Raw genomic sequence first — 24,001 nt, 5'->3', positions numbered from 1 at the left:
AAATAATCAGGGCAATGTTCTGTCTTAATAGTAAGTAATTCCTTTTCATACTATCGAAATAAGAAATTGTTCTTCTCTTTCCCTCATAATGCCCCTCTTATTTATTAAACATTATTCATCTTCATTCTTTTTACATTTCACTACTTGACTCACACTCTTAATATGATAATTAATGATATAAATAACTTCATCACCGTTTACTAGCGTAATACATTCTTCATGCACTTCACTTAACAAGCCTTCTACACACTCTGGGCCGCCACGATTAATCTTTACCCACTTATACTTCAAGTCACGTAATACATCGACAAAAGTATCATCATCAGAGCAGAAACATGAAACATAGCCATCGCCACATTTACTTTCTTTCACTTTCTTAACTAGACTTTTCACATGTTTCAATTGGTAATATACTAATTCACCAAGAGGAAGTTGTAATGTAAGGTAATCTCTTCCTAACGATACAAGTACCCCCACTCGACTCTCTGGTCCACGAAGATTTACTTTTACAGTCTCACCGACTAAGCCTTTAATTTGTTCACAGCATAATATACTTTCCAAATTTATATCCTCCTTTCTTATTATCTTCCTCTTCTTGACTGTCTTTGTGCGCGAGCTCGACCTGAATTATTACTTTCACTTTCGCTTTCACTTTCGCTTTCTTCGCTCTCTCTACAAGGTACTGTTACACTCTTAATATGAGATACTGCAACTAATATAACTTCTTCTTTTACAATTAGTGTCACAAATTCACAAGAAACATCTTGTAAAATACCTTCAACTTTCTCTGGGCCACCACGATTAATTTTCACCCAGCAATATTTGAAGCTTTGAAGTAACTTTTCAAAGTCATCTTCACATTCACATTCCAACCATCTGCAATCATCTGCTTTACAATCTTTCGCATTTTTTGTAATACTTTTCAGATGACGAATCTGATAGTAATAGAGCTCTCCTTTTTCATTCTTTAATACAAAGTAATCCGAACATACAGCGACTATTGTCCCTTTTTGAGATTCTGGACCACCCCTGTTTACTCTCACAAAAGATCCAATTAAGTCTTTCAGAAAATCACAATGAAATAAACTCACGAGAAAACCCCTTCCATTAATTTATAAGCTTTTGCACTGATAGTATATGTATCTGTACAGGTTACGTTCTCTATGTTTGTCCTAGCTAGAAAAAAATATGCTTTTAACATGGTAGACTACTACCTATCAAAATTTGAAGAAAGGCTAAGAACTCCTTATGTTTTTGATATCTTCAAACAAAAAATCCCTTATGAATATACATTTCTGCATATCTTCATAAGGGATTTTCCATAGTTTAATCTTCGTCTTTAACATCCATATCTTCTGGAATTGGTTCGTTCAATATTTCTTCCACTAATTGCTTATATTTCTCCATTTGTTCTAAATGTGTATTAAATTGTTCTTTATTTACTAAATATTGCTCTCCATCGAATAGCGCACGAATTTTCTTTTGCTGAATTAACTCTTCAATATACGATTTTGATAAATTCAAATACTCCGCAGTCTCTTCTACTGTTATATACAATGCGTTCATTCCTTTATTATTTTTTCATCTATACTGTATCTTACTTTATTTTTGTAAACAAATAAAAAAGATTTTGTAAATGCAGTTCAAAAAGCAGGTAGATGCATTCCATATATTGTATAGTATTATATAGTAAGAATTTTTTAAATATAGAATGGTATTACCCATTTACACAAAGGAGAGTTAACATATGGCTACTCGTCACATCATTACAATGTTAGAAAAAACACTACAAGTTGAAACAGAAAACACAATTTCTCATTTGAATGTATCTTTATCTGATCGTTTTCTTTCTCAAAGCACAGCAATACATGAAAACAATTGTTATCATACAATTGGTGAATGGTACAAAAATCACTTCTTATTCCAACAAGATGATTTCCTTTGGGCTAAATATGCCTTCTATGACGCATATTGTGAAGCCATCAAAAAACAAGGTCATCTTACAAAACGTGTTCGCCAAATATTAGAATCATTAGCTCGAATGCATGGAAAACAGTATATTGCTTCTATACTAAATATGCCATTTCCTAATGAACGCGCTAAAGGGACAGCGTAATTTAGCCATGTTCTGCGTAAGCAAAACATAGCTAAATTGTTTTCTAGGATGCTTTACCAATAAAATGTTCATATCATATGAACTGATGAAACCGGTGTCATTATAATGATAGAAAATATAGTAAACAGGAAAACCCCCACGTACATCTCTCATCCATTTGAATAGAGAAATACGTGGGGGTATACTTGTTCCTTATTATTTCATCATCTGCTTAATCAGTTCGCGATTTCTCTTCTTAAATACTTCATTATGAGAAGAAACCATTCCATACTCACTTGCATCTGGTTGGATAAATTGTTTTGCTTTATTCACAGCATTTCCCGCATCTTGGAATGCACCTGCAATTAAGTGTAGTTTCCCTTCGTGCTTTAAAATATCTCCAGCAGCATATAATCCATCTACTGAAGACTCACTATTTGCATTACCTGCAATATAATAATTATCTATAATTGCAACGTCTAACTCACTATTTTCTAATAATGTAATGTCGCGTTCATATCCATGATTAATAATAACTTCATCAATAGGTAAATGAGAAACCTCACCTGTTTCATGATTTGTTAATTCTACATATTCGATTGCTTCATGATTATCACCAGCAATTAATTTTGTAATCGATGTATTAAAGAAACACTCCGCCGAGCTGTTCATAAGTTGTTTTACTTGTGCTTCATGACCAGATAATTCTTCTTTTCTATACGTTACATACACTTTTTTCGCAATTGGTTCCAATTCATTTGCCCAATCAACAGCAGAATTGCCTCCACCGGAAATAATAACTGTTTTACCTTTGAAACGCTTTAAAGATTTAACTGTATAATTTAAATTCGATACTTCAAATCGCTCAGCACCTTCAATAGATAACTTTTGCGGTTTCAATATACCACTTCCTGTTGCGACGATAACTGTTTTTGAAAAGTGTTCTTCGCCAGTACTTGTTTTTAATGTAAAAGTACCATCTTGATTACGAATAATCGATTCTACTTTTGTATCTAATACAACTTCTGGCTTAAATGTTAACCCTTGCTGTACAAGTTGTTCAATTAACTTATCACCTGTAACTGGTAATAGTCCTCCTACATCCCAAATCATCTTTTCCGGATACACATGTATTTTTCCACCTAAATGTGGTTGAAATTCTATTATTTTCGTTTTCATTTCTCTGAGTCCACTATAAAAAGCTGAATAAAGCCCTGCAGGTCCTCCGCCTATCACGGTTACATCAAACAATTCTTCTCGATTCATTCGTGCTCACTCCTCAGCTATTAATCATTGATTATCATTCTCAATAAAATATAACCTGTTTCCGCAAAATTTACAATCAAAATTACTATTGACAATACACCTATATAAAATTATATTATTTAAAGAATCAATAGTGATAATCATTATCATTTTGTTAATAATTAGCAAATTTGAGATTACATCTTCTTTCATTAATATAGTTATTACTATATTATAAAATCTCATATTCAAGATTTTTAATAAATTATTTTGCATTACCACTACTATTTCAAAAAGATTACAGTTAAACAAATTATTGTATACACATATCATCTATGTTAAAGGAGAAAGACGATGAAAAAGTTATTTATTTCACTAACAGTTCTTTTCGTTCTTGTTATGAGTGCTTGTAGCAATAGCTCTACAGACAAAAAGGACGATGCAAAAGGTAGCAAATCAGAAACAATTACATACCAATCTGAAGATGGTAAAAAAGTAGAGGTTCCTGCAAATCCAAAACGCGTTGTTGTATTATCATCATTCGCTGGTAACGTAATGTCATTAGGAGTAAATCTTGTTGGGGTAGATTCATGGTCTAAACAAAACCCACGTTTTGATAGCAAACTTAAAGATGTTGCTGAAGTATCAGATGAAAATGTTGAAAAAATCGCTGAACTAAATCCAGATTTAATCATCGGTTTATCAAATATTAAAAATGTCGATAAGTTAAAGAAAATCGCGCCTACTGTAACATACACTTACGGAAAAGTTGATTACTTAACACAGCATTTAGAAATCGGTAAATTATTAAACAAAGAAAAAGAAGCAAAAACTTGGGTTGATGACTTCAAGAAACGTGCACAAGAAGCTGGTAAAGAAATTAAAGCAAAAATCGGTGAAGATGCTACAGTTTCTGTTGTAGAAAACTTCAACAAACAGCTTTATGTATACGGCGAGAACTGGGGCCGCGGAACAGAAATTCTGTACCAAGAAATGAAATTAAAAATGCCTGAAAAAGTAAAAGAAAAAGCATTAAAAGAAGGTTACTACGCATTATCTACTGAGGTATTACCTGAATTTGCTGGTGATTACTTAATCGTAAGTAAAAATAAAGATACTGATAACTCATTCCAAGAGACAGAATCATATAAAAACATCCCAGCAGTAAAAAATAATCGCGTATATGAAGCAAACATGATGGAATTCTATTTTAATGATCCACTTACATTAGATTTCCAACTAGACTTCTTCAAGAAGAGCTTTCTTGGTAAATAATACAAACATGAGGAATTCTTAATTTAAGAATTCCTCTTCCTTTATTCTATGAACAGAAAAGATGTGAAACGAATGACAAAAGATCATGACAATCCACGTTCTATAGCTTTTACATACAAACTAATTTTAAGCTTAATTGCATTCTTTCTTATTTTTATGGTTGCAATGGTATTAGGTGCTGCAGATACTTCGATAAAAGATGTATGGTCAGCACTCACTTCCTCCGCTAAAGGAGACAAAATATCTATTATTCGAGAAATACGTTTACCACGTGAAGTTGCTGCTATTTTTGTAGGAGCTGGATTAGCCGTTTCTGGAGCAATTATGCAAGGATTAACACGAAATCCACTTGCAGATCCTGGATTACTAGGGCTATCTGGTGGAGCAAATGCTGCACTTGCACTGACACTTGCTTTCAACCCTTCCATCAGCTATCTTTACTTAACATTAGCTTGCTTTATCGGTGCTGCAATTGGCGCAATTATGGTATTTGGAATTGGTATGGTGAAAAAAGGCGGCCTTTCTCCTCTTCGAATTGTATTAGCGGGTGCTGCAGTTTCAGCATTTCTACTCGCAATTTCAGAAGGAATCGGCATTTACTTTAAAATTTCACAAGATGTATCACTTTGGACTGCTGGTGGCGTAATTGGAACAACTTGGAACCAATTAAAAATTATTATTCCAGTCATTTCAATTAGTATCTTTATCGCTATCTTACTAGCAAAAAAATTGACAGTTCTTAGTTTCAGTGAGGAAGTGGCTATTGGACTAGGTCAAAAAATTATTGTTATTAAAACTATTTTATTTATCATTATTATCTTACTTGCAGGTGCATCTGTAGCGCTTGTTGGAAATATGGCATTTATCGGCTTAATGGTACCTCACATGGTACGCCCAATTGTCGGTCCAGATTACCGATTTGTTATACCGATGTCAGCAATTGCTGGAGCTTCCTTTATGCTACTTGCAGATACAATCGGACGTACTATTAACGCTCCATACGAAACACCAGTTGCAGCAATTGTCGCGATTGTAGGGTTACCATTCTTCCTATTCATTGTACGTAAAGGAGGAAAAACATTCTCATGATGCAATCTATTTTAAGAAAACAGCGTCTCATTATACTCACTTTACTTATAGTAATCATCACAACCATTGTAGTTGGAATGGGACTTGGTTCAGCATCTTTATCTTATGATCGACTACTCCCAACATTAATGGGGCAAGGGACTTTTAAAGAGGAGTTTGTTTTATACTCTTTAAGGCTACCTAGAATTGTCATTACATTATTAGCTGGTATGGCTCTCGCTTTATCAGGAGCTATTCTTCAAGGAATTACTCGAAATGATTTAGCTGAACCTGGTATTCTTGGTATTAACTCTGGGGCCGGTGTTGCTGTTGCTATTTTCTTTTTATACTTTCCAATAGATGTAGGTTCATTTCTCTACTTACTACCTGTAGTTGGATTTATCGGAGCATTTCTGACAGCTGTTCTAATTTACGTATTTTCATATAGTAAATCAACTGGACTTCAACCAATCCGATTAACATTAACCGGTATCGGTTTTGCATTTGCACTATCTGGAACGATGATTGTCCTTATTTCATCCGCGGATCGTATGAAAGTAGACTTTATTTCAAAATGGATTGCCGGAAATATTTGGGGAGATGACTGGATATTCGTTTTAGCAATGCTCCCATGGTTAATCGTATTCATTCCATTTATTTTCTATAAAGCAAATCGATTAAACATTTTAGCATTAAACGAACCAGTCGCAATCGGCGTTGGAATTGAAATTGAAAAAGAACGCAGATACTTATTAGTTGCAGCCGTTGCACTTGCAGCTGCAGCTGTTTCCGTAACAGGAGGAATTAGCTTTATCGGATTAATGGCTCCTCATATCGCGAAATCTTTAGTAGGTCCAAGACATCAAATCTTCATGCCTATCGCCCTTTTAATCGGCGGATGGCTATTATTATTAGCAGATACAATTGGAAGAAATATCGTTGATCCTAATGGCATCCCAGCAGGTATTGTCGTTGCTTTAATTGGGGCTCCTTACTTTATGTATTTGTTGCTTAAAAAAGCTTAAAAGACACCCTCAAGATCTTTTCTTGAGGGTGTCTTTGTTTCATTCTACTGCTGCCCATACCCTTCAAACTTCTTCGCCAAATTCTCCATTTCATCTTCTGGCAATAACTTCGGTTCTCCGACGCTTTTCGTTTGATAATAAATTTGTGCACAAAACTCAATTTCTTCCGCAACGGTAAATGCCATTTTTATATTATTTGCACCTGCAATTAAACCGTGGTTCGCAAGTAAAACAGCACGGCGATCAATCATGCCTTCAAAAGCAGCCTCTGCTAATTGCTTCGTACCAAATGTTTCATACGGTGCACAGCGCACATTCGGTCCTGCGAAAGCAATTAAATACGACACAGCCGGAAGCTCCCATCCTAATGACGCAATCGTCTTCGCGTAAGGAGAGTGTGTATGCACAAGCGCATTTATATCTTCACGCTTCCTATAGTAAATAAGGTGCATATCTAATTCACTTGATGGTTTTCTCTCTCCTTCTACTACTTCACCATCTAAGTTTAATATAACTACATCTTCAGGCTTTGTTTCATAATACTCTAAACCACTTGGGCTAATCGCAACAAGACCTTGTTCACGATTAAAGATACTAATATTACCGCCCGTTCCCTTTGTTAAACCACTAGAAATCATTTTCTTTCCATACGCTACAATTTCTTCTCTTTCTTTTTGTAATAACATATACATCCCCCTAAGTATGAAGCTTATGATGACTGACTTTTATATTTATCTATTTATTGAAATAGCTTTTTTAAATTCTCCGTAAACGGTGCCTTTACAATCCCTTTTTCTGTAATAACCGCTGTTACATTTTCATGTGGAGTAACATCAAATGCTGGATTATATACTTTACTTTCTTTCGGAGCAGAATATTGTCCGAAGCGATTAATCACTTCAGAAGCATCTCTTTCCTCGATGGGAATTTCTTTTCCTGTCGGTGTTTTCAAGTCGATTGTCGGCGTTGGCGCTGCTACATAAAACGGAATGTTGTAGTATTTCGCTAAAATAGATACGCCTAATGTTCCAATTTTATTTGCTATATCACCGTTCGCTGCCACACGGTCGCATCCAACAATTACAGCGTCAATCTTCCCTTGTGACATGACCATAGCTGCCATATTATCCGTAATGACAGTAACATCAATTCCCGCTCGCTGTAGTTCTAATGCCGTTAACGTTGACCCTTGTAATCTTGGACGTGTTTCATCCGAAAAGATTTTTAAGTCCCATCCTTTTTCTTTTGCTAAGTACATTGGAGCCGTCGCAGTACCATACTTAGTCGTCGCTAACGCACCAGCATTACAATGTGTTAATACTCCCATTCCATCATGGAATAATGTTAATGCATGTTCTCCAATTTGACGGTTAATTTCTTCATCTTCTCTATGAATTTCTTTTGCCTCTTCTAGTAATCTATCTTTCAACTGTGAGATTGATAAATGAATATTATCTGCCGCTACACTTTCCATTCTTTCAAGTGCCCAAAATAAATTTACTGCAGTCGGTCTTGATGTCGCCAAGTATGTACATACCTTTCTTACTTCATCCATAAATCCTTCTTCCGTACTTTCAGCAAATTCCTTTACCCCTAAATACACTCCATAAGCTGCTGAAACACCAATCGCTGGTGCACCTCGTACTTTCATTACTTGAATGGCATCCCACACACTTTCAGCTGTTTTAAATGATTCATAGGCAATTTCATTCGGTAATAACGTTTGATCTAACAAAACTAAAGCATCATCTTTCCACTGAATTGGTATTAATTGCTCTTCCATCATATTCTCCCCTTACTCCGCGTAGTGCATTGACTGTTCTTTTAACGTTTCTACAAAACTTGTACCTGTTCTATATTGATTCGCTCGTAAAATAAAACTCTTCGCTACTTTAAGACAAATTCGCTCCGCTCTAGCACGTGCTTCCTCATTCTCAATACAAGTAATATCTTTTACTTTCGCTAATCCAACAATACGGCGGATTAATTCAAGACCTGTCACTGCAGCTGTATCCTCTAATACAGATTGTAAATATACTTCGTTAAAGCCTTCTTCCTTCGCCATAATCTCGGTCACATGAATATCCCAACCATCTAAAAACTTCTTCTTAAATAAATCAATTACCTCTACCATCGTAGTTTGTAACCAATCCATATACGTATCTTTCTCAGCTCCAGGTGGCATCGTTGCATCTGCATTCACCCAAGCAAACATTAAATTCGCCATTACATTCCCAACGTCATATCCCATAGGTCCATAAAAAGCAAACTCAGGATCAATAACCTTTGTAGAATCATCTCTTACAAAAACAGAACCAGTATGTAAATCACCATGAAGCAATGCCTGTGCATTCGTCATAAAAGAAAATTTACGTTTCGCTACTTCCATACGAAGCTCTTTATCACTATAAATATGCTCCCTAATCCATCCCTCATTTAAAGGAAATAACTCATTACGCTTATTATGATTTGTAAATGGTTCTGAATATACGAGGTCCTCTGTAATCTCACATAATTCAGGATTTATATAATTCTTCACAAGTTCCTTCTTCTCTTTATGATTCATTACAACATCAGATGTTAATAAAAGTGTATTTACCATAAAAGTAGTTAAGTCGTCAGCAAGCTGCGGAAATATTTGATGATTTATAAGTGCTGTACGTAATATTGTGTGATCCGATAAATCTTCCATTACGCAACAGTTCATCACACTATCAAATAAATACACCTTAGGAACAAGTCCAGGTGCTAACTCATCCTCTAACTGCAAAACATCTGATTCTATGCGAATACGATTCGTCGACAACTTAAACTCATCTGAAATGCGAGCTGTATCCCCAGCTTGCTTTACGATGACAGAGATGTTCTCTTTTTCATCCCAAACGCGGAACACATAATTTAAATTGCCATCACCTATTTCTTTACACTTTAGCCCCTTTGCATGTTCAAACTTAGATAATTTCTCTTTCACATATGCAATCACATCTTTAGCTTCCATTAAAAAATACTTTGTGAACTTAGACATGGTTTCCCCTCCACACCAATTGTAAGCGTTTTCTAAAAGCTATAAAAAATAATAGGTTGAATTTTTTCATCCTATAAATATGTATTCTTCTTTTTGAAAGGTATATCTAGGTTTTATTATATCTCGTTAGCACTTTGAGTCAATATTTCTAACTATCAGCGTAATATACTTCCTAATTATATATTTGAGATGACAAAAATTGTTCAAAAAGATTTCGATTCATTTTATTTTATTTATCGCACAATTCTTTGTAAAATAGAAATAAGCAGTTCCTTTTCAAATACATAACTTCTAAGAAATATTTCCTTCCTAAGAATTTACACTTACACCATATCTCTAACATACACACTACTCTTTCAAACAATCATTGAAAATTTATAAACTTAAAGTTACCTTTCCATTCCCTGTTAGCCTTAATTGAGAATAAATATTAATTAAATCGGTATAAAGTTGGTTTATTCTCTTGACAAAATAACCACTTCTATATGATAATTAATATCGAATTAGAATTATTATAGTTAATTAAAAAATATATTTTATGAGCACACTATTTTTTGATGCTCAAAACCAACATTTAGGAGGAATTTTAATATGTTATTAATCGGCACAGAAGTAAAACCGTTTAAAGCTAATGCTTACCATAATGGAGAATTTATCCAAGTTACTGACGAAAGTTTAAAAGGAAAATGGAGTGTAGTTTGTTTCTACCCAGCTGACTTCACATTCGTTTGCCCAACTGAACTTGAAGACTTACAAAACCAATACGCAACTCTAAAAGACTTAGGCGTTGAAGTATACTCTGTATCTACAGACACTCACTTCACTCACAAAGCATGGCATGATAGCTCAGAAACTATCGGCAAAATCGAGTACATCATGATTGGTGACCCAACTCGCACAATCACTACAAACTTCAACGTTTTAATGGAAGAAGAAGGTCTTGCTGCTCGTGGTACATTCATCATCGATCCAGACGGCGTTATCCAATCTATGGAAATCAATGCTGACGGTATCGGCCGTGACGCAAGCATTCTTGTTAACAAAATTAAAGCTGCTCAATACGTACGTAACAACCCAGGTGAAGTTTGCCCAGCTAAATGGCAAGAGGGTTCTGCAACACTTAAACCAAGCCTTGACCTTGTAGGCAAAATCTAAGGAGTTCGATCAAAATGATACTAGATGCAGATATAAAAACACAACTATCCCAATACCTTCAATTAATGGAGAACGATATTTTACTTAAGGTAAGCGCAGGAGACGATAACGTATCTAAAGATATGTTAGCTCTAGTAGACGAATTAGCTACTATGTCATCTAAGATTACAGTAGAAAAAGTTGAATTAGAGAGAACACCAAGCTTTAGCGTAAACCGCCCTGGTGAAGACACTGGTGTCGTATTCGCTGGTATTCCATTAGGACACGAATTTACATCATTAGTGTTAGCTTTACTACAAGTAAGTGGACGCGCTCCAAAAGTTGAACAAAAATTAATCGATCAAATTAAAAACATTCAAGGCGAATATCATTTTGAATCTTATATCAGCCTAAGTTGTCATAACTGTCCTGATGTTGTACAAGCTCTTAACGTAATGAGCGTTCTTAACCCTGGTATTACACATACTATGATTGATGGCGCTGCATTCAAAGAGGAAGTAGAAAGCAAAGACATCATGGCAGTACCAACTGTTTACCTAAACGGCGAATCTTTCGGAAGCGGTCGTATGACACTTGAAGAAATTTTAGCTAAAATGGGTAACGGTCCAGATGCATCAGAGCTTTCTGATAAAGATCCATACGATGTTCTTGTTGTTGGTGGCGGCCCTGCTGGTGCAAGTGCAGCAATTTACGCAGCACGTAAAGGCATCCGCACTGGTATCGTTGCTGAGCGCTTCGGTGGTCAAGTAATGGATACTATGGGCATTGAGAACTTCATCAGCGTAAAAAAGACTGAAGGTCCTAAGCTAGTAGCAAGCCTTGAAGAGCACGTAAAAGAATACGACATCGATGTAATGAATCTACAACGTGCGAAACGTTTAGAGAAAAAAGAACTTATTGAAGTGGAACTTGAAAACGGCGCTATTCTGAAAAGTAAGAGCGTAATCGTTTCTACAGGTGCTCGCTGGCGTAATGTTGGCGTACCAGGTGAAGCTGAGTTCAAAAATAAAGGTGTAGCATATTGCCCACACTGTGACGGTCCATTATTCACTGGAAAAGACGTAGCAGTTATCGGCGGAGGTAACTCTGGTATTGAAGCAGCTATCGACTTAGCAGGTATTGTTAAGCACGTAACTGTTCTTGAATTCATGCCAGAATTAAAAGCTGATGCTGTATTACAAGAGCGTCTTAACAGCTTACCAAACGTAACTGTTCTGAAAAACGTTCAAACGAAAGAAATCACTGGTACTGATAAAGTAAACGGTATTTCTTACATCGATCGTGAAACTGAAGAAGTTCATCACGTTGAATTACAAGGTGTATTCGTACAAATCGGTCTTGTGCCAAACACAGACTGGTTAGGCGAAACAGTTGAACGCGTTCGCGGTGAAATCGTAACAGACAAGCACGGCGCTACAAACGTACCAGGAGTGTTTGCTGCAGGTGACTGTACAAATAATCCGTACAAACAAATCATCATCTCTATGGGTTCAGGTGCAAACGCAGCTTTAGGTGCATTTGATTACTTAATCCGTAACTAATAAAAAAACAGGTGCCTTGGCACCTGTTTTTTTATTACCCTAATGTATAAACTAAAAACCTCTCATTCCCATTCTTCTCATAAGCCCCAGGCAACCTTACTTCTTTCTTCAGCTCAAACGCAGTCTGATTTTCTAAGAAGAAAATATAGTCCTCAGAAGGATAATATAAAATAATATCCACTTCTCTCCCCGTGTTTTCTACTGAAAGCAAAATGTTATTTACTACATTCATAAACACTTGCACAGAAAACGGATTAAAGAAATAAAACCTATTATCATGTGGATCAATCTCATATTCCTGCGCTAAACAACATTGGAATTGAATTTTCCCCTTACTGTTTCGTGCTTTTCGAGCATAACGATCTCGATTATCCATCGCTTCTTTATAAAACTCTTCATTCATTTCAATTCCAACTGCTGAAGCCCCACATTTATGATGCATATAAAAGTTTAATCGCCCTTTTCCGCACCCAAAGTCTACAATTCGGTCACTACTTTTTATTTCATATTGATTCAGTAACTCATCTAATCCGCTATACGGCGTCGGTTCATAACGGTGATAATGCATAGATTTGTTAAACCCTTTTTGCTCACCGACTGTTTTTATATGTAAAACTGCATCGTAATATTGTTCGTTCATTCGTTTTCTCCTATTAAAAAATGGTACTTATTATTATACACCATGTACTGGAGGCTCATTTTTTATCAAATTAATAGGTACGTGAAATTATATTAACGATTTTCTCAATATATCTATCATAACTTCAAATATATTAACGATTTTCTCAATATATCGATTTACCGACAATTCACGACAAAAAAACAGGAGCTCTTTAGCCCCTGTCTTCTAACACTTTCAATACAGTTTGTTTCAATATTTCTACCCCATCCATAATACAACTATGATCAAATCTCATATACGGATGGTGTAATCCAGGTTGTAGGTCTGCTCCTAGTCCAAGCATGACAGCTTTTAAATGTGGTCTTTTCACTGTATAGTAATGGAAATCATCGCTTCCTGTCGTATAGAGAGGCCCTGTGCATCTCTCTTCCCCATACACTTCGAGAATACCTTTACGCATAAAGCGCTCTGCTTCTTCGGAAACCTCTGCTCCTGGTGCAAGATCCATCCATTCGTATGAAGTTTTCGACCCCATCGATGCAGCTGATTCTATTACATGCTCAATCTTTTTCTTTAATTCTTCTAATAGTATATTACTCTCAGCTCTTACATCTAAACTGAAATGACCATTTCCTGGAATGATATTTAAATTATTACCACCTGCTTGGCATCTCGTCATTTTTACTGAATAGGAACTTTGCGGTGGCAGCCAAATATTTTTCAAACCGATATTAATCATGGAAATGACATCAATTGCATTCACACCTTGGTGTGGTCTTGCCCCGTGTGCATCCTCCCCATGAATCATACCCTCTAAAAATCCTGCTGCTCCATGGCGAATAGATGGGGCTGCTTGTTTCAAAGATAGTTCTTCAATTGGTCTTAGATGGACGCCAAATAAGAAATCAGCATCATCTACAGCACCTTTCTCCACCATCTTCAAAGCACCATTCCCCTTCTCTTCTGCCGGCTGAAAAATAAATCTAACCATACCACTTTTCCATCTCATATTTTTCAATTGTAAAATAAGTCCCATTACAATGGTCATATGAGCATCATGGCCACATGAATGGTTCGCTTTAAATTCTCCATTTACTTCTTGCCAAAGTGCATCCATATCAGCACGAATCGCAATAACTGGATTCCCGCCTCCAATCTCAGCAATTACACCTGGACAATCATCAAATGTTCTATATGAAATTCCTTCTTCTTTTAAAAAGTCAGTAATATACGCTGTCGTTTCATATTCTTTCCAACTTACTTCAGGGTTTTCGTGTAAATGCTGAAAAATCTCCGTTAAGCGCTCTTGTAGTTCTAATGTTTTCAACGTTCCAGTCTCCTTCCCACATTACAAACGATTCGGGTTAATTATACTTATGAAAAACAGATGTTTTTATGAACATATTGAATTTTAAGAAAAAAGTCAATTGTTTATTTTTAAATACTTAAAAACCTTACTCTGCACTTATATTACAAACTAAACAAAAAAACTAGAACATTCCTTATTTTCTGTTTTTTATGTTGACGCTTACATAAACTTTTAGTTATCATAACCTAATAAACGTCTATTTTACGACAATTCTAAAAATACAAACAAACATACGTAACAAGGAGGAACTTTATGAAAAAAGAAATACCTTTTGGAATAGCGATTATCCCTATTATCATTACCGTTGCAGTTATGATGGTTACAATTGTTGTATTAAAACAAACCCCTCACGTTCCACTTATTATTGGTACAACCGTTGCTTCTATTGTCGCTTGGCGTTATGGTTACAAATGGAATGATCTTGAAGAAGCAATGTATAAAGGGATTCGTCTTGCATTACCTGCTATCGTCATTATTATTCTTGTTGGCTTAACAATTGGTGCTTGGATTGGCGGTGGAATCGTCGCAACGATGATTTATTACGGTTTAAAACTTTTAACTCCATCACTATTTTTAGTTTCCATTACCGTCATTTGTTCTATCGTTGCATTAGCAATTGGTAGCTCTTGGTCTACAATGGGGACAATTGGTGTTGCTGGAATGGGAATTGGCCTAAGTATGGGAATCCCAGCTCCAATGGTTGCTGGTGCCATTATTTCAGGCTCTTATTTTGGCGATAAAATGTCACCGCTTTCAGATACAACTAACCTAGCCGCAGGATTAACAAATACAGATTTATTCGCACACATTCGTCATATGTTATTTACTACAGTTCCAGGTTTAATTATTACTCTTATCGTTTACGCGCTCTTAGGAAGAAGCTTCGGCGCTAACAATATTGATGCGAAGAGCATCGATCAAACGTTACAAGTATTGCAACAAAACTTTGTTATCTCACCTTTCCTACTCATTATACCCGTAGTCGTTATGGTATTGGTCGCAAAAAAAGTTCCTGCTATACCAGCGATTCTCGTCGGTATTATTTTAGGATTTTTATCACAAGTCTTTATTCAAGGTGGTTCTGTCTCAGCATCTGTCGGTGCACTCCAAGCTGGATTTGTTATAGACACTGGAAACAAGCTAGTAGACGAACTATTTAACCGCGGTGGCTTAGATTCGATGATGAATACAGTCTCTATGACAATTGTCGCTATGACTTTCGGAGGAGTATTAGAACATACAGGTATTCTTCGCTCAATTGTAAATCAAATTTTAAAGTTAGCGAAATCAGCAAAAGGGCTTATCGCTTCTACTATCGCATCTTGTTTTGCAACAAACCTTACTTGCTCTGAACAATATATTTCAATTGTTGTCCCTTCAAGAATGTACGCAAATGCATACACAGAAAAAGGACTACATTCAAAAAACTTATCCAGAGCATTAGAAGATGGCGGAACATTAACTTCTGTCTTCGTTCCTTGGAATACGTGCGGTGTATTTATTCTCGCTACACTTGGCGTAGGTGCATTTGAATATGCCCCTTATGCTATTTTGAATTTCATCGTACCTATTATCTCAATCATTTATGGCATAACAGGCTTCACAATTGTAAAACTATCAGACATTGAAAAAGCAGAATTACTAAAGAAACAAAAAGCTCAACTAGAAGCTTAAAAATAGCGGTAAATTCAGTTCATATAGTGCGCGAGGTCGCCCTTGTTGATAGGGCATTTCCTCGCCACAAATATGAGCATACCCGTAATCAACTAATTTCTTTAACAACCTTTCTGTCGATCTTCGAGTCACTTGTAAGTACTCAGAAAGGTCAGCTGCTGTAAACTTCAATGACGGATGCGATTGACTAAATTGAATGATTTTTGACAAGTTGGCCGGACTAAGCTTCGTTTCCTTCGCTATTTTCATTAGTTCCGGATTATCATTTTTCAAACTTTGTACTCTCTGTTCTTTCGGGAACGGACCAAACAAATCTTTATCACTTGTTAGTATATAAAAACAACGATCTATTGGATTATTCTTTGCAAAACTTTGAGCAATTTTTGCATTTTGCTCCGCCTCTTTCACGGTTTTCCCATAACCAAATCCAATAGCTATCGTTCCTTCTACGCTCGCAAACAAGTTATCTATCGCATTTGTTTTAATAATTGATTCGATATCACCACGAGTTGTATACAAAATGCATGTCATTTCATCCACTTGTTTAAATGAACCACGTAGTTCTTTTGAAATGACATCTAGTTTTTCAAGCAAACTCGCTCGTAATTCTAAGGAAGAAATAATACAAGCACCAACAGTAGCTGAATAGCTTTTTGCTAACTCAGCTTTTATTTTTGCATCTTTTAGACCATGTATAATGGATTGTGTTGGATCAATCATGCGCTCTGAAGGAACACCTATTTTTTGAAGCTCGTCGTAAACAGCGTGAATACTAGTTAAAGCTAAATGAGCTTCTCCAGATTGATATTTAGCTACATGAAAATCGATAACTCTATTTATCTCATCTTTACTCCACAGCATATTTTCATAATCCAACACTTGCGGGCTTTCTTTTATACCAATATCATGGAACACATTTGTAATAAACGAGCGGTCTACTAAATCGATGGAAATGTTATGTGGTTGAATACTTTGATGATACATGATAGAAAGAATTGAAGATGCGACAGTTGTCTCGTCTTGCTGTAAGTATGTACTTGGAATTCGTAATTGTTCTCTTATTTCTTTTGCCATATAATAAGGTAAAGCACCTGAGAAAAAGATGACATCACAAGGCTTTAGACACTTTAATAGTTCAGAAGATTCCGTCGGATGAAGGTAAATATATGGATCAATTTCTATTCCTTCTAATTTTTGAGCAATAGGAAAAAGGTTCTCCATAAACTCCTTTGAACCGACAACTGCAATTTTTATCATCATTTTCTCTAACTCCTTATCATTAATTAACGACTATTTAACGTCAACTATATCAAATGTACAAAACTATTGTAAACAGGAAGGGGTTTCTATTCAATGAAAATTACAGCTATTCATCTTTACGCAATTCGTTTACCGCTTCGCAATCCGTTTGTTATTAGTTATGGCTCTTATTCTGATATGCCCTCTATTATCGTCAAAATGGAAACAGATGAAGGTATTATCGGTTACGGTGAAGGCGTTGCTGATGATCACGTCACAGGTGAATCATGGGAAAGTACTTTCCATACTTTAAAACATACGCTAACCCCTGCTCTAATCGGGAAAAATCCAATGAATATCGAAAAAATACACGACATGATGGACAATACAATTTACGGTGTTCCAACAGCGAAAGCTGCAATTGATATTGCTTGTTTTGATATAATGGGCAAAAAACTAAATCAACCTGTATATCAATTAATTGGCGGGCGCTATCATGAAGAATTCCCTGTCACTCACGTTTTAAGTATTGCCGATCCTGAAGATATGGCTGAAGAAGCTGCTTCTATGATTCAAAAAGGTTACCAATCTTTCAAAATGAAAGTTGGTACGAATGTAAAAGAAGATATGAAACGTATTGAAGCTGTACGAGAACGTGTAGGAAATGACATCGCTATTCGCGTTGATGTAAACCAAGGCTGGAAAAATAGCGCAAACACATTAACAGCACTGCGTTCATTAGGACATTTAAACATTGACTGGATTGAACAACCTGTTATCGCGGACGATATTGATGCCATGGCTCATATTCGTTCTAAGACAGACCTCCCGCTTATGATTGATGAAGGACTAAAAAGTTCTCGTGAAATGCGCCAAATTATTAAATTAGAAGCTGCTGATAAAGTGAATATAAAACTAATGAAATGCGGTGGCATACATCCAGCTGTAAAGCTCGCTCATCAAGCTGAAATGGCCGGCATTGAATGCCAAGTGGGATCAATGGTCGAATCATCTGTTGCCTCTTCCGCAGGATTCCATGTCGCTTTCTCAAAGAAAATCATTACGAGCGTAGAGCTAACAGGACCATTAAAATTCACGAAAGACATTGGAAACTTACATTACGATGTACCATTCATTCGCTTAAACGAAAAGCCCGGACTCGGCATTGAAATAAACGAAGATACGCTACAAGAACTAACCGTCTTTCAAGACGTTGTACGCTAAAGGAGGACTATCATATGACGGTTCTATACAAAGGAACATTAAAACAAAATAACGAATCATTTCACGTTACATTACTATCACTAGAGCACATCGAACAAATTTTATCACTACAAAACATCGTAATTGAAGCACTAGAAGATAAAAGTCGTTTACAACCACTCTCACAAGAAGAATTTCAATACATTCTAGAAGGAAACGGCATGATGATCGGTGCTTTTATCGAAAACAAACTCATCGCATTTCGCGCTCTACTCGTCCCTCCTATCGACGATGAACATTTAGGGCTTGATATTGGTCTATCAGAAAGTGAACTGCACCGCGTCATCTATCAAGAAATCTCAAACGTTCATCCGAACTGCCGAGGAAATGGGATGCAAAAAATATTAGCGAAAGTCATTATGGAAGAATTGCAAAAAGAAGACAGCAAATATGATTACGTATGCTGCACCGTTGCTCCTTTTAACATTCCGAGCTTGAAGGATAAATTTGCGCAAGGAATGGAGATTGCTGCGCTGAAGGAAAAGTATGGTGGTAGTCTGCGGTATGTTTTTGTGAAGAAATTGCGCGGAGATAAAGAAAGCGATTTGACGGATGTTCAAAGTATTCTAATGAGTGATGCTAGTGGACAGCAGGCTTTGCTTTTGGAGGGGTATCGTGGGTATGAGATGGCGAAAGTGGATGGGGATTTTGTTGTGAAGTTTGGACGATAATCTATATACTCGAAAAGAGGAGATGTCTGCTGTGACCTCTCCTTTTACTTTCTCTTCATTGAACATATCGATTGCAACTCCAAATATATCAGCGGTTTTCGAAATATATCGGCGCAACTCCAAATATATCAGCGATTTTCGAAATATATCGACTTACCGACAAAGATTGACAATAATTGCAACCTATACAAAGCGCAACATTAAACCGTCATCTTCCAACTAGATAAAGCTAACCAGTTCTCCATTTCCTTATAATCAGGCATTATCTTCCCGACAAGACGCCAAAACGATCGATCATGATTTAAATGAACCATATGACACATTTCATGAACAACTACATAGTCAATTACTCGCTGTGGTGCCATTGCTAGCTTCCAATTGAATGTTAGTTGTAAATTCGAATCGCAAGTACCCCAAGTACGACTACTATCTGTAATACGAATAGAACGTGGTTTTGTCTTAAAGTTACTTTGATGCACTTTAATGCTCTTCTCTACTAAAGTTTTACACTGCTTATAATAAAATCGTTTTAAAGCTTGCTGTATTTTCTCATCCTTTAGCTCTTTTACATAAATATGTAACTTATCCCCTTCAAAAATCGCATTGTCTTGCTCAATGCTTACATCTTGGGAAATCTGTATCGGATACGTATTCCCTAAATACAAAAAGCCTTCTCCTTGATCGTAATCTTTTTCCTGTGGTCCACGCGCTCGCTCCGCCATTTCCTTACGTGTTGTCTGAATCCAATCCCACTTTTCCTCTAGCAACTGGACTAAGTATTCAACAGGTGTCCCTTTCGGAGCCTGCACTTCCACATTTCCATACGAATCCACAAAAAGACGCACGGACTTTTTCTTCTTATAAGTTATATGAAAATTAATTGTCTCACCTAAATATGTATGTACCATTTCATCACCTAGCATAGTATTTTTACAAATAAAAAAGAGTAGGATACGAACGTCCTACTCTACCTATTATATCATTTACTGCTTTAACGACCTCATTATCCTCTATACTTTACACCTAATCCCTTAATGAAATTCCTTGCGTATCTATCGCCGCACTCTTTGTAATTTTTATGACCTTTTTTTCTTAATAGAGCGCCTAACTCTCCTTTTGTTACCGTAACGCCTACGCTATCTAATATATCAAGTACATCCTCACTCGTTAAAGATAGTGCGATTTTCATTTTCTTTAGAAGAAGGTTATTGGCACTCTCCTTGCTCTGTACAGGTGCTGGTTGTCCTGGTTTCGGATCTTGCTTTCCTCTTTTTAAAGTAATAAATCCATTTAAAAATGCCTCTAACATCATCATATCGCATGTTTTTACGTACTCATCTTCAGCTACCTCATCATTTTCAGCTTCGTGCTGAGGAGCTCTCTTTATTTTTGTAAGCATATCAACTACGTCTTCTTTCGTTACTTCCATCCCGCCAAGTTTAAAGATTTCTACCATATCTATATCTTTTATATCTAAAGCGTATCGTACTCTTTTTAATATATCGTTGTTGCTCATTGCCATTGGGTTTCCTCCTGAAATGTTGATTATTTATTCAGCGGTTAAAGTTTATGCTATAACCTGCTTTAAATTATCATGTTTAATCTAACCTTTTAGTTATTGTCCGCTAAATTAATACTTTAACATTTTAAAGATATGTTTTATAGTCTTACCCGAACTTTTCTCTATCATTGTATCTACAGAGCTCTTACATGTTTTTTATATGCCTATAAAAAGATTTCTCTCTTAACATTAACTAAAAGAAAAAAACAGTGTTTTGATTTCTCAAATACACTGTTCTTTTCCAGCTCTGCACTTATTTTCAACTCACTCATGTCATGCACTACATATGAAATGATTTAAGTGCTTAAAAGTTAAACCGTCTCACTATCCTGAGCCTCACCAACACTATCCTCAAACTTATCCAACAAAGCACGCACCTCATCCGTCGACTTCGTGCTCATCAATTGATTTCTCAATTCAGCAGCTCCAGGGAAGCCTTTTACATAAATTTTGAAGAAGCGGTGAAGTCCTGTGATTGAGCGTGGCAGTACTTCTGCATATTGATCTTGAAGATCAAGTTGTAGTCTTAAAAGATCTAGATGTTCTTTACTGCTATGCTCTCTTGGCTCTTTTTCAAACGCAAATGGATTTTTGAAGATGCCTCGTCCGATCATTACGCCATCAATGCCGTATTTTTCAGCAAGTTCCAGTCCCATTTTACGATCAAGGATGTCTCCATTGATTGTTATTAACGTATTGGGTGCAATGCGGTCACGTAATTTTTTGATTTCCGGAATTAGTTCCCAGTGCGCATCTACTTGGCTCATTTCTTCTCTTGTGCGTAAATGAATAGAAAGGTTTGCAATATCTTGTTTGAAAATGTGCGTTAACCAATCTTCCCACTCGCTTAACTCTTTAAAGCCAAGTCGTGTTTTTACGCTGACAGGTAGTCCGCCCGCTTTTGCTGCTTGGATAAGTTCTGCTGCAACGTCTGGACGTAGAATAAGGCCACTACCTTTTCCTCTTGATGCAACGTTCGGAACTGGGCAACCCATGTTAATATCGATACCTTTAAATCCTAGCTCTGCCATACCGATACTCATTTGACGGAAGTATTCAGGATTGTCTCCCCAAATATGTGCTACCATCGGTTGTTCATCTTCTGTAAAAATTAAACGGCCACGTACACTTTTCATACCTTCTGGATGGCAATAGCTATCCGAGTTTGTAAACTCTGTGAAGAATACGTCCGGACGACCTGCTTCACTTACTACGTGACGGAAAACAACGTCTGTCACATCTTCCATTGGTGCAAGTACAAAAAATGGTCGTGGTAATTCACGCCAAAAATTATCTATCATTTCAAATTCAAATCCTCTCACTATGAATACAATTTCAAAATCTTAATTTATAATTTGTGAAAATCAGCAATATTTATTTTAACTAAAATCGCTTATGAATGGTATTTTTGTAAACCAAAAAGCAGGTGGTATAGATTTCCCCTATATCAACTGCTTTCCTATTATACCAACTTAAGCCAAGCCACACACTCCACATGAGTCGTATGCGGGAACATATCAACAGGTTGTACTTCCTGTGTTTTATATCCACCTTCTTCTAGTACTTTTAAGTCACGTGCTAATGTTGCTGGGTTACACGATACGTATACGACGCGTTTTGGCTTCATGTCGATGATTGTATTTAGTAATGCTTCGTCACAGCCTTTACGCGGTGGGTCTACGACCATTGTGTCAGCAATTACGCCTTCTTTGTACCATTTTGGAATGACTACTTCTGCCTCTCCTACGCCAAATTCAGCGTTTGTCATGTTGTTTAGTGCTGCATTTCGGTTTGCGTCTTCAATTGCTTCTGGGACGATTTCAACGCCGTACACTTTTTTCGCTTTTTGCGCTAGGAATAACGAGATTGATCCGATTCCGCAATAGGCATCAATTACTGTTTCGTTACCGTTTAATTTTGCGTATTCTAACGTTTTATCGTATAGCACTTTCGTTTGTTCTGGGTTTACTTGATAGAATGAACGTGCTGAAATCGCAAATTTAATGTCACCGATAAAGTCATAAATATATTCTGATCCGTACAGTACTGTCGTTTTATCTCCGAAGATTACATTCGTACGCTTCGTATTTACGTTTTGAACAATGGATTTTACTTCTGGGAATTTCGCTGCAATTTCTTCAATGATTGCGTTTTTGTTCGGCAATTCTGCTGTACGTGTAATGAAGACAAGCATAATTTCCCCTGTTACTTGTCCGTAACGAGCCATTACGTGACGAAGTGTTCCTTTGTTACGCTCTTCGTTGTACGCAGTGATACCGTGCTTTTCACAAATACGTTTTACTTCTTGAATTAATGTATCGTTTTCTTCTGCCTGAATTAAGCATGATTCCATATTAATGATATCATGCGTTCCTTGGCGATAGAAACCAGCTACAAGTCCGCCTTCACGTTCTCCGATTGGTACTTGTGCTTTATTGCGATATACCCACGGATTTTCCATGCCAAGTACAGGATGAACAGGAACATCACCTAGTCCTCCGATACGTTGCATAACGTCACGTACTTGTTTTTCTTTCGCTTGTAATTGTCCTTCATAAGTTAAGTGCTGAAGCTGACAACCGCCGCACTGATTATATACTGGACATTCAGCATCTTTACGATATGGACTTTCTGTATAAAGCTTCATTAAACGACCAAATGCGAAGTTTTTCTTCACTTTAATAATTTTAATTTGCGCTTCTTCACCTGGTAATCCGTTTTTAACGAAAATAGGATAGCCCTTTACTTTCGCAACACCGGCACCATCATGTGTTAAATCTTCAAATACTACATCTATAAACTCGTTTTTCTCAACTGGTGGCGTCATTTTAGTACTCATTTTCCGACCTCTCTTTTTCATAACACTGCGTTACATTTTATCATACTTATATGGTCTTTTTCTATTGGAAGAAAAAAAGCTATTGACGATACTTCTCTGTTAATGTTACGCTACTACTAATTTAATACGGACGATGTTACCTCATATATACTTGATAATATGGATCGAGAGTTTCTACCCGGCAACCTTAAATTGCTGGACTATGGGGAAAACTAATGAATATTAGCCTATGCGCAAAAAAGGACTCATATTGATTAGCTTTCTCTCATAGATGAAAGTGAATCCATATGGGTCTTTTTTTATTTTTATTTTTCTAAAAGGTCAGACATCTTAC

General features: G+C 36.4%; 23 protein-coding genes and 1 riboswitch. Of the genes, 9 read left to right on the top strand and 14 right to left on the bottom strand.

Annotation, left to right across the window (positions count from 1 at the left end; translation table 11 throughout):
• Positions 1-111 precede the first annotated feature (111 nt).
• The 3 genes from GBN78_RS04690 to GBN78_RS04680 all read right to left on the bottom strand — a co-directional run bounded on the left by GBN78_RS04690 (position 112) and on the right by GBN78_RS04680 (position 1,566).
• Complete coding sequence (locus GBN78_RS04690) at positions 112-561, bottom strand: hypothetical protein (RefSeq protein ID WP_000443836.1); 450 nt, start codon at positions 559-561, stop codon at positions 112-114.
• Positions 562-581: 20 nt separating this feature from the next.
• Complete coding sequence (locus GBN78_RS04685; RefSeq protein ID WP_000051534.1) at positions 582-1,091, bottom strand: hypothetical protein; 510 nt, start codon at positions 1,089-1,091, stop codon at positions 582-584.
• A gap of 235 nt (positions 1,092-1,326) precedes the next feature.
• On the bottom strand, positions 1,327-1,566 hold the full coding sequence (locus tag GBN78_RS04680; RefSeq protein WP_002004306.1) for a helix-turn-helix domain-containing protein: 240 nt from the start codon (positions 1,564-1,566) through the stop codon (positions 1,327-1,329).
• A gap of 181 nt (positions 1,567-1,747) precedes the next feature.
• Between GBN78_RS04680 and GBN78_RS04675 the strand changes: the two genes are divergently transcribed.
• A complete protein-coding gene (locus GBN78_RS04675; protein WP_000235475.1) occupies positions 1,748-2,116 on the top strand; it encodes a hypothetical protein in 369 nt (122 codons plus the stop codon).
• A gap of 195 nt (positions 2,117-2,311) precedes the next feature.
• Here the strand turns inward: GBN78_RS04675 and GBN78_RS04665 are convergent, their stop codons facing one another.
• Positions 2,312-3,361 carry an NAD(P)/FAD-dependent oxidoreductase gene (locus GBN78_RS04665; RefSeq protein WP_001078268.1) on the bottom strand — a complete coding sequence of 350 codons (1,050 nt, stop codon included), beginning with the start codon at positions 3,359-3,361 and terminating at the stop codon, positions 2,312-2,314.
• 333 nt (positions 3,362-3,694) lie between these two features.
• Here GBN78_RS04665 and GBN78_RS04655 point away from each other — a divergent pair, with 333 nt between their 5' ends.
• Genes GBN78_RS04655 through GBN78_RS04645 form a run of 3 tightly spaced genes read left to right on the top strand, consistent with a single transcriptional unit; the run spans position 3,695 to position 6,708 of the window.
• Positions 3,695-4,615 carry an iron-hydroxamate ABC transporter substrate-binding protein gene (locus GBN78_RS04655; protein ID WP_000732591.1) on the top strand — a complete coding sequence of 307 codons (921 nt, stop codon included), beginning with the start codon at positions 3,695-3,697 and terminating at the stop codon, positions 4,613-4,615.
• A 48-nt stretch (positions 4,616-4,663) separates the two neighbouring features.
• Complete coding sequence (locus tag GBN78_RS04650) at positions 4,664-5,704, top strand: FecCD family ABC transporter permease (RefSeq protein ID WP_001998969.1); 1,041 nt, start codon at positions 4,664-4,666, stop codon at positions 5,702-5,704.
• Entirely contained in the window at positions 5,701-6,708 is a 1,008-nt protein-coding gene (locus GBN78_RS04645) for a FecCD family ABC transporter permease (RefSeq protein ID WP_000983758.1), read from the top strand. Before GBN78_RS04650 ends, GBN78_RS04645 begins: the two co-directional genes overlap by 4 nt.
• 44 nt (positions 6,709-6,752) lie before the next feature.
• Here the strand turns inward: GBN78_RS04645 and GBN78_RS04640 are convergent, their stop codons facing one another.
• The 3 genes from GBN78_RS04640 to mtnK are packed head-to-tail and all read right to left on the bottom strand — an operon-like array spanning position 6,753 to position 9,733.
• Positions 6,753-7,394, bottom strand: a complete 642-nt coding sequence (locus GBN78_RS04640; protein WP_000926558.1) for an L-fuculose-phosphate aldolase — start codon at positions 7,392-7,394, stop codon at positions 6,753-6,755.
• A 53-nt stretch (positions 7,395-7,447) separates the two neighbouring features.
• Positions 7,448-8,494 carry an S-methyl-5-thioribose-1-phosphate isomerase gene (gene mtnA / locus GBN78_RS04635; RefSeq protein WP_152127004.1) on the bottom strand — a complete coding sequence of 349 codons (1,047 nt, stop codon included), beginning with the start codon at positions 8,492-8,494 and terminating at the stop codon, positions 7,448-7,450.
• A 9-nt stretch (positions 8,495-8,503) separates the two neighbouring features.
• Positions 8,504-9,733 (bottom strand): S-methyl-5-thioribose kinase, encoded by a 1,230-nt coding sequence (mtnK, locus tag GBN78_RS04630; protein WP_044584083.1) that lies wholly within the window; start codon positions 9,731-9,733, stop codon positions 8,504-8,506.
• A gap of 591 nt (positions 9,734-10,324) precedes the next feature.
• Between mtnK and ahpC the strand changes: the two genes are divergently transcribed.
• On the top strand, positions 10,325-10,888 hold the full coding sequence (gene ahpC / locus GBN78_RS04625; RefSeq protein WP_000924420.1) for an alkyl hydroperoxide reductase subunit C: 564 nt from the start codon (positions 10,325-10,327) through the stop codon (positions 10,886-10,888).
• Between the two features lie 14 nt (positions 10,889-10,902).
• Positions 10,903-12,429, top strand: coding sequence for an alkyl hydroperoxide reductase subunit F (gene ahpF / locus GBN78_RS04620; RefSeq protein ID WP_000599501.1), 1,527 nt, complete (start codon positions 10,903-10,905; stop codon positions 12,427-12,429).
• A gap of 34 nt (positions 12,430-12,463) precedes the next feature.
• Here the strand turns inward: ahpF and GBN78_RS04615 are convergent, their stop codons facing one another.
• Both GBN78_RS04615 and GBN78_RS04610 read right to left on the bottom strand, forming a co-directional pair.
• Positions 12,464-13,069 carry an SAM-dependent methyltransferase gene (locus tag GBN78_RS04615; protein WP_001005614.1) on the bottom strand — a complete coding sequence of 202 codons (606 nt, stop codon included), beginning with the start codon at positions 13,067-13,069 and terminating at the stop codon, positions 12,464-12,466.
• 193 nt (positions 13,070-13,262) lie between these two features.
• Positions 13,263-14,378, bottom strand: coding sequence for a M20 peptidase aminoacylase family protein (locus tag GBN78_RS04610; protein ID WP_000853513.1), 1,116 nt, complete (start codon positions 14,376-14,378; stop codon positions 13,263-13,265).
• Positions 14,379-14,672: 294 nt separating this feature from the next.
• On the opposite strand from GBN78_RS04610, the gene nhaC reads away from it, so the two are divergent.
• Complete coding sequence (nhaC, locus tag GBN78_RS04605; RefSeq protein ID WP_000711520.1) at positions 14,673-16,094, top strand: Na+/H+ antiporter NhaC; 1,422 nt, start codon at positions 14,673-14,675, stop codon at positions 16,092-16,094.
• Here the strand turns inward: nhaC and GBN78_RS04600 are convergent.
• Complete coding sequence (locus tag GBN78_RS04600) at positions 16,083-17,354, bottom strand: hypothetical protein (protein ID WP_000972818.1); 1,272 nt, start codon at positions 17,352-17,354, stop codon at positions 16,083-16,085. The two genes, nhaC and GBN78_RS04600, sit on opposite strands and share 12 nt — an antisense overlap.
• Positions 17,355-17,447: 93 nt before the next feature.
• On the opposite strand from GBN78_RS04600, the gene GBN78_RS04595 reads away from it, so the two are divergent.
• Both GBN78_RS04595 and GBN78_RS04590 read left to right on the top strand, forming a co-directional pair.
• Complete coding sequence (locus GBN78_RS04595; protein ID WP_000704489.1) at positions 17,448-18,557, top strand: mandelate racemase/muconate lactonizing enzyme family protein; 1,110 nt, start codon at positions 17,448-17,450, stop codon at positions 18,555-18,557.
• A gap of 14 nt (positions 18,558-18,571) precedes the next feature.
• A complete protein-coding gene (locus GBN78_RS04590; protein ID WP_000217576.1) occupies positions 18,572-19,267 on the top strand; it encodes a hypothetical protein in 696 nt (231 codons plus the stop codon).
• Between the two features lie 200 nt (positions 19,268-19,467).
• On the opposite strand, the gene GBN78_RS04580 is transcribed toward GBN78_RS04590, so the two are convergent.
• The 4 genes from GBN78_RS04580 to rlmD form a co-directional block, all read right to left on the bottom strand.
• Complete coding sequence (locus GBN78_RS04580) at positions 19,468-20,175, bottom strand: M48 family metallopeptidase (RefSeq protein WP_000233764.1); 708 nt, start codon at positions 20,173-20,175, stop codon at positions 19,468-19,470.
• A gap of 95 nt (positions 20,176-20,270) precedes the next feature.
• Complete coding sequence (locus GBN78_RS04575) at positions 20,271-20,789, bottom strand: YehS family protein (RefSeq protein ID WP_001251702.1); 519 nt, start codon at positions 20,787-20,789, stop codon at positions 20,271-20,273.
• 350 nt (positions 20,790-21,139) lie between these two features.
• Positions 21,140-22,129 carry a tRNA dihydrouridine synthase gene (locus GBN78_RS04570; RefSeq protein ID WP_000566706.1) on the bottom strand — a complete coding sequence of 330 codons (990 nt, stop codon included), beginning with the start codon at positions 22,127-22,129 and terminating at the stop codon, positions 21,140-21,142.
• 161 nt (positions 22,130-22,290) lie between these two features.
• Entirely contained in the window at positions 22,291-23,667 is a 1,377-nt protein-coding gene (gene rlmD, locus GBN78_RS04565; protein WP_000105051.1) for a 23S rRNA (uracil(1939)-C(5))-methyltransferase RlmD, read from the bottom strand.
• A 121-nt stretch (positions 23,668-23,788) separates the two neighbouring features.
• Positions 23,789-23,890, top strand: a riboswitch (purine riboswitch).
• Positions 23,891-24,001: the final 111 nt, after the last annotated feature.

It is taken from the genome of Bacillus sp. B2-WWTP-C-10-Post-4 (assembly GCF_009183805.1).
GTDB classification, from domain to species: domain Bacteria; phylum Bacillota; class Bacilli; order Bacillales; family Bacillaceae_G; genus Bacillus_A; species Bacillus_A cereus.
Note: the sequence above shows the minus strand (reverse complement) of the source record. Positions and strands in the feature narration are given on the sequence as shown.

Excerpts from the sequence above, each read along its gene's own strand:
- GBN78_RS04590 (WP_000217576.1), top strand. The coding sequence starts at position 18,572 with ATGACGGTTCTATACAAAGGAACATTAAAACAAAATAACGAATCATTT.
- GBN78_RS04675 (WP_000235475.1), top strand. The coding sequence starts at position 1,748 with ATGGCTACTCGTCACATCATTACAATGTTAGAAAAAACACTACAAGTT.
- nhaC (WP_000711520.1), top strand. The coding sequence starts at position 14,673 with ATGAAAAAAGAAATACCTTTTGGAATAGCGATTATCCCTATTATCATT.
- rlmD (WP_000105051.1), bottom strand. The coding sequence starts at position 23,667 with ATGAGTACTAAAATGACGCCACCAGTTGAGAAAAACGAGTTTATAGAT.
- GBN78_RS04570 (WP_000566706.1), bottom strand. The coding sequence starts at position 22,129 with ATGATAGATAATTTTTGGCGTGAATTACCACGACCATTTTTTGTACTT.
- GBN78_RS04640 (WP_000926558.1), bottom strand. The coding sequence starts at position 7,394 with ATGTTATTACAAAAAGAAAGAGAAGAAATTGTAGCGTATGGAAAGAAA.
- GBN78_RS04680 (WP_002004306.1), bottom strand. The coding sequence starts at position 1,566 with ATGAACGCATTGTATATAACAGTAGAAGAGACTGCGGAGTATTTGAAT.
- GBN78_RS04665 (WP_001078268.1), bottom strand. The coding sequence starts at position 3,361 with ATGAATCGAGAAGAATTGTTTGATGTAACCGTGATAGGCGGAGGACCT.
- GBN78_RS04595 (WP_000704489.1), top strand. The coding sequence starts at position 17,448 with ATGAAAATTACAGCTATTCATCTTTACGCAATTCGTTTACCGCTTCGC.
- ahpC (WP_000924420.1), top strand. The coding sequence starts at position 10,325 with ATGTTATTAATCGGCACAGAAGTAAAACCGTTTAAAGCTAATGCTTAC.
- GBN78_RS04650 (WP_001998969.1), top strand. The coding sequence starts at position 4,664 with ATGAACAGAAAAGATGTGAAACGAATGACAAAAGATCATGACAATCCA.
- GBN78_RS04615 (WP_001005614.1), bottom strand. The coding sequence starts at position 13,069 with ATGAACGAACAATATTACGATGCAGTTTTACATATAAAAACAGTCGGT.
- GBN78_RS04575 (WP_001251702.1), bottom strand. The coding sequence starts at position 20,789 with ATGGCAATGAGCAACAACGATATATTAAAAAGAGTACGATACGCTTTA.
- mtnA (WP_152127004.1), bottom strand. The coding sequence starts at position 8,494 with ATGATGGAAGAGCAATTAATACCAATTCAGTGGAAAGATGATGCTTTA.
- GBN78_RS04655 (WP_000732591.1), top strand. The coding sequence starts at position 3,695 with ATGAAAAAGTTATTTATTTCACTAACAGTTCTTTTCGTTCTTGTTATG.
- mtnK (WP_044584083.1), bottom strand. The coding sequence starts at position 9,733 with ATGTCTAAGTTCACAAAGTATTTTTTAATGGAAGCTAAAGATGTGATT.
- ahpF (WP_000599501.1), top strand. The coding sequence starts at position 10,903 with ATGATACTAGATGCAGATATAAAAACACAACTATCCCAATACCTTCAA.
- GBN78_RS04600 (WP_000972818.1), bottom strand. The coding sequence starts at position 17,354 with ATGATGATAAAAATTGCAGTTGTCGGTTCAAAGGAGTTTATGGAGAAC.
- GBN78_RS04645 (WP_000983758.1), top strand. The coding sequence starts at position 5,701 with ATGATGCAATCTATTTTAAGAAAACAGCGTCTCATTATACTCACTTTA.
- GBN78_RS04580 (WP_000233764.1), bottom strand. The coding sequence starts at position 20,175 with ATGGTACATACATATTTAGGTGAGACAATTAATTTTCATATAACTTAT.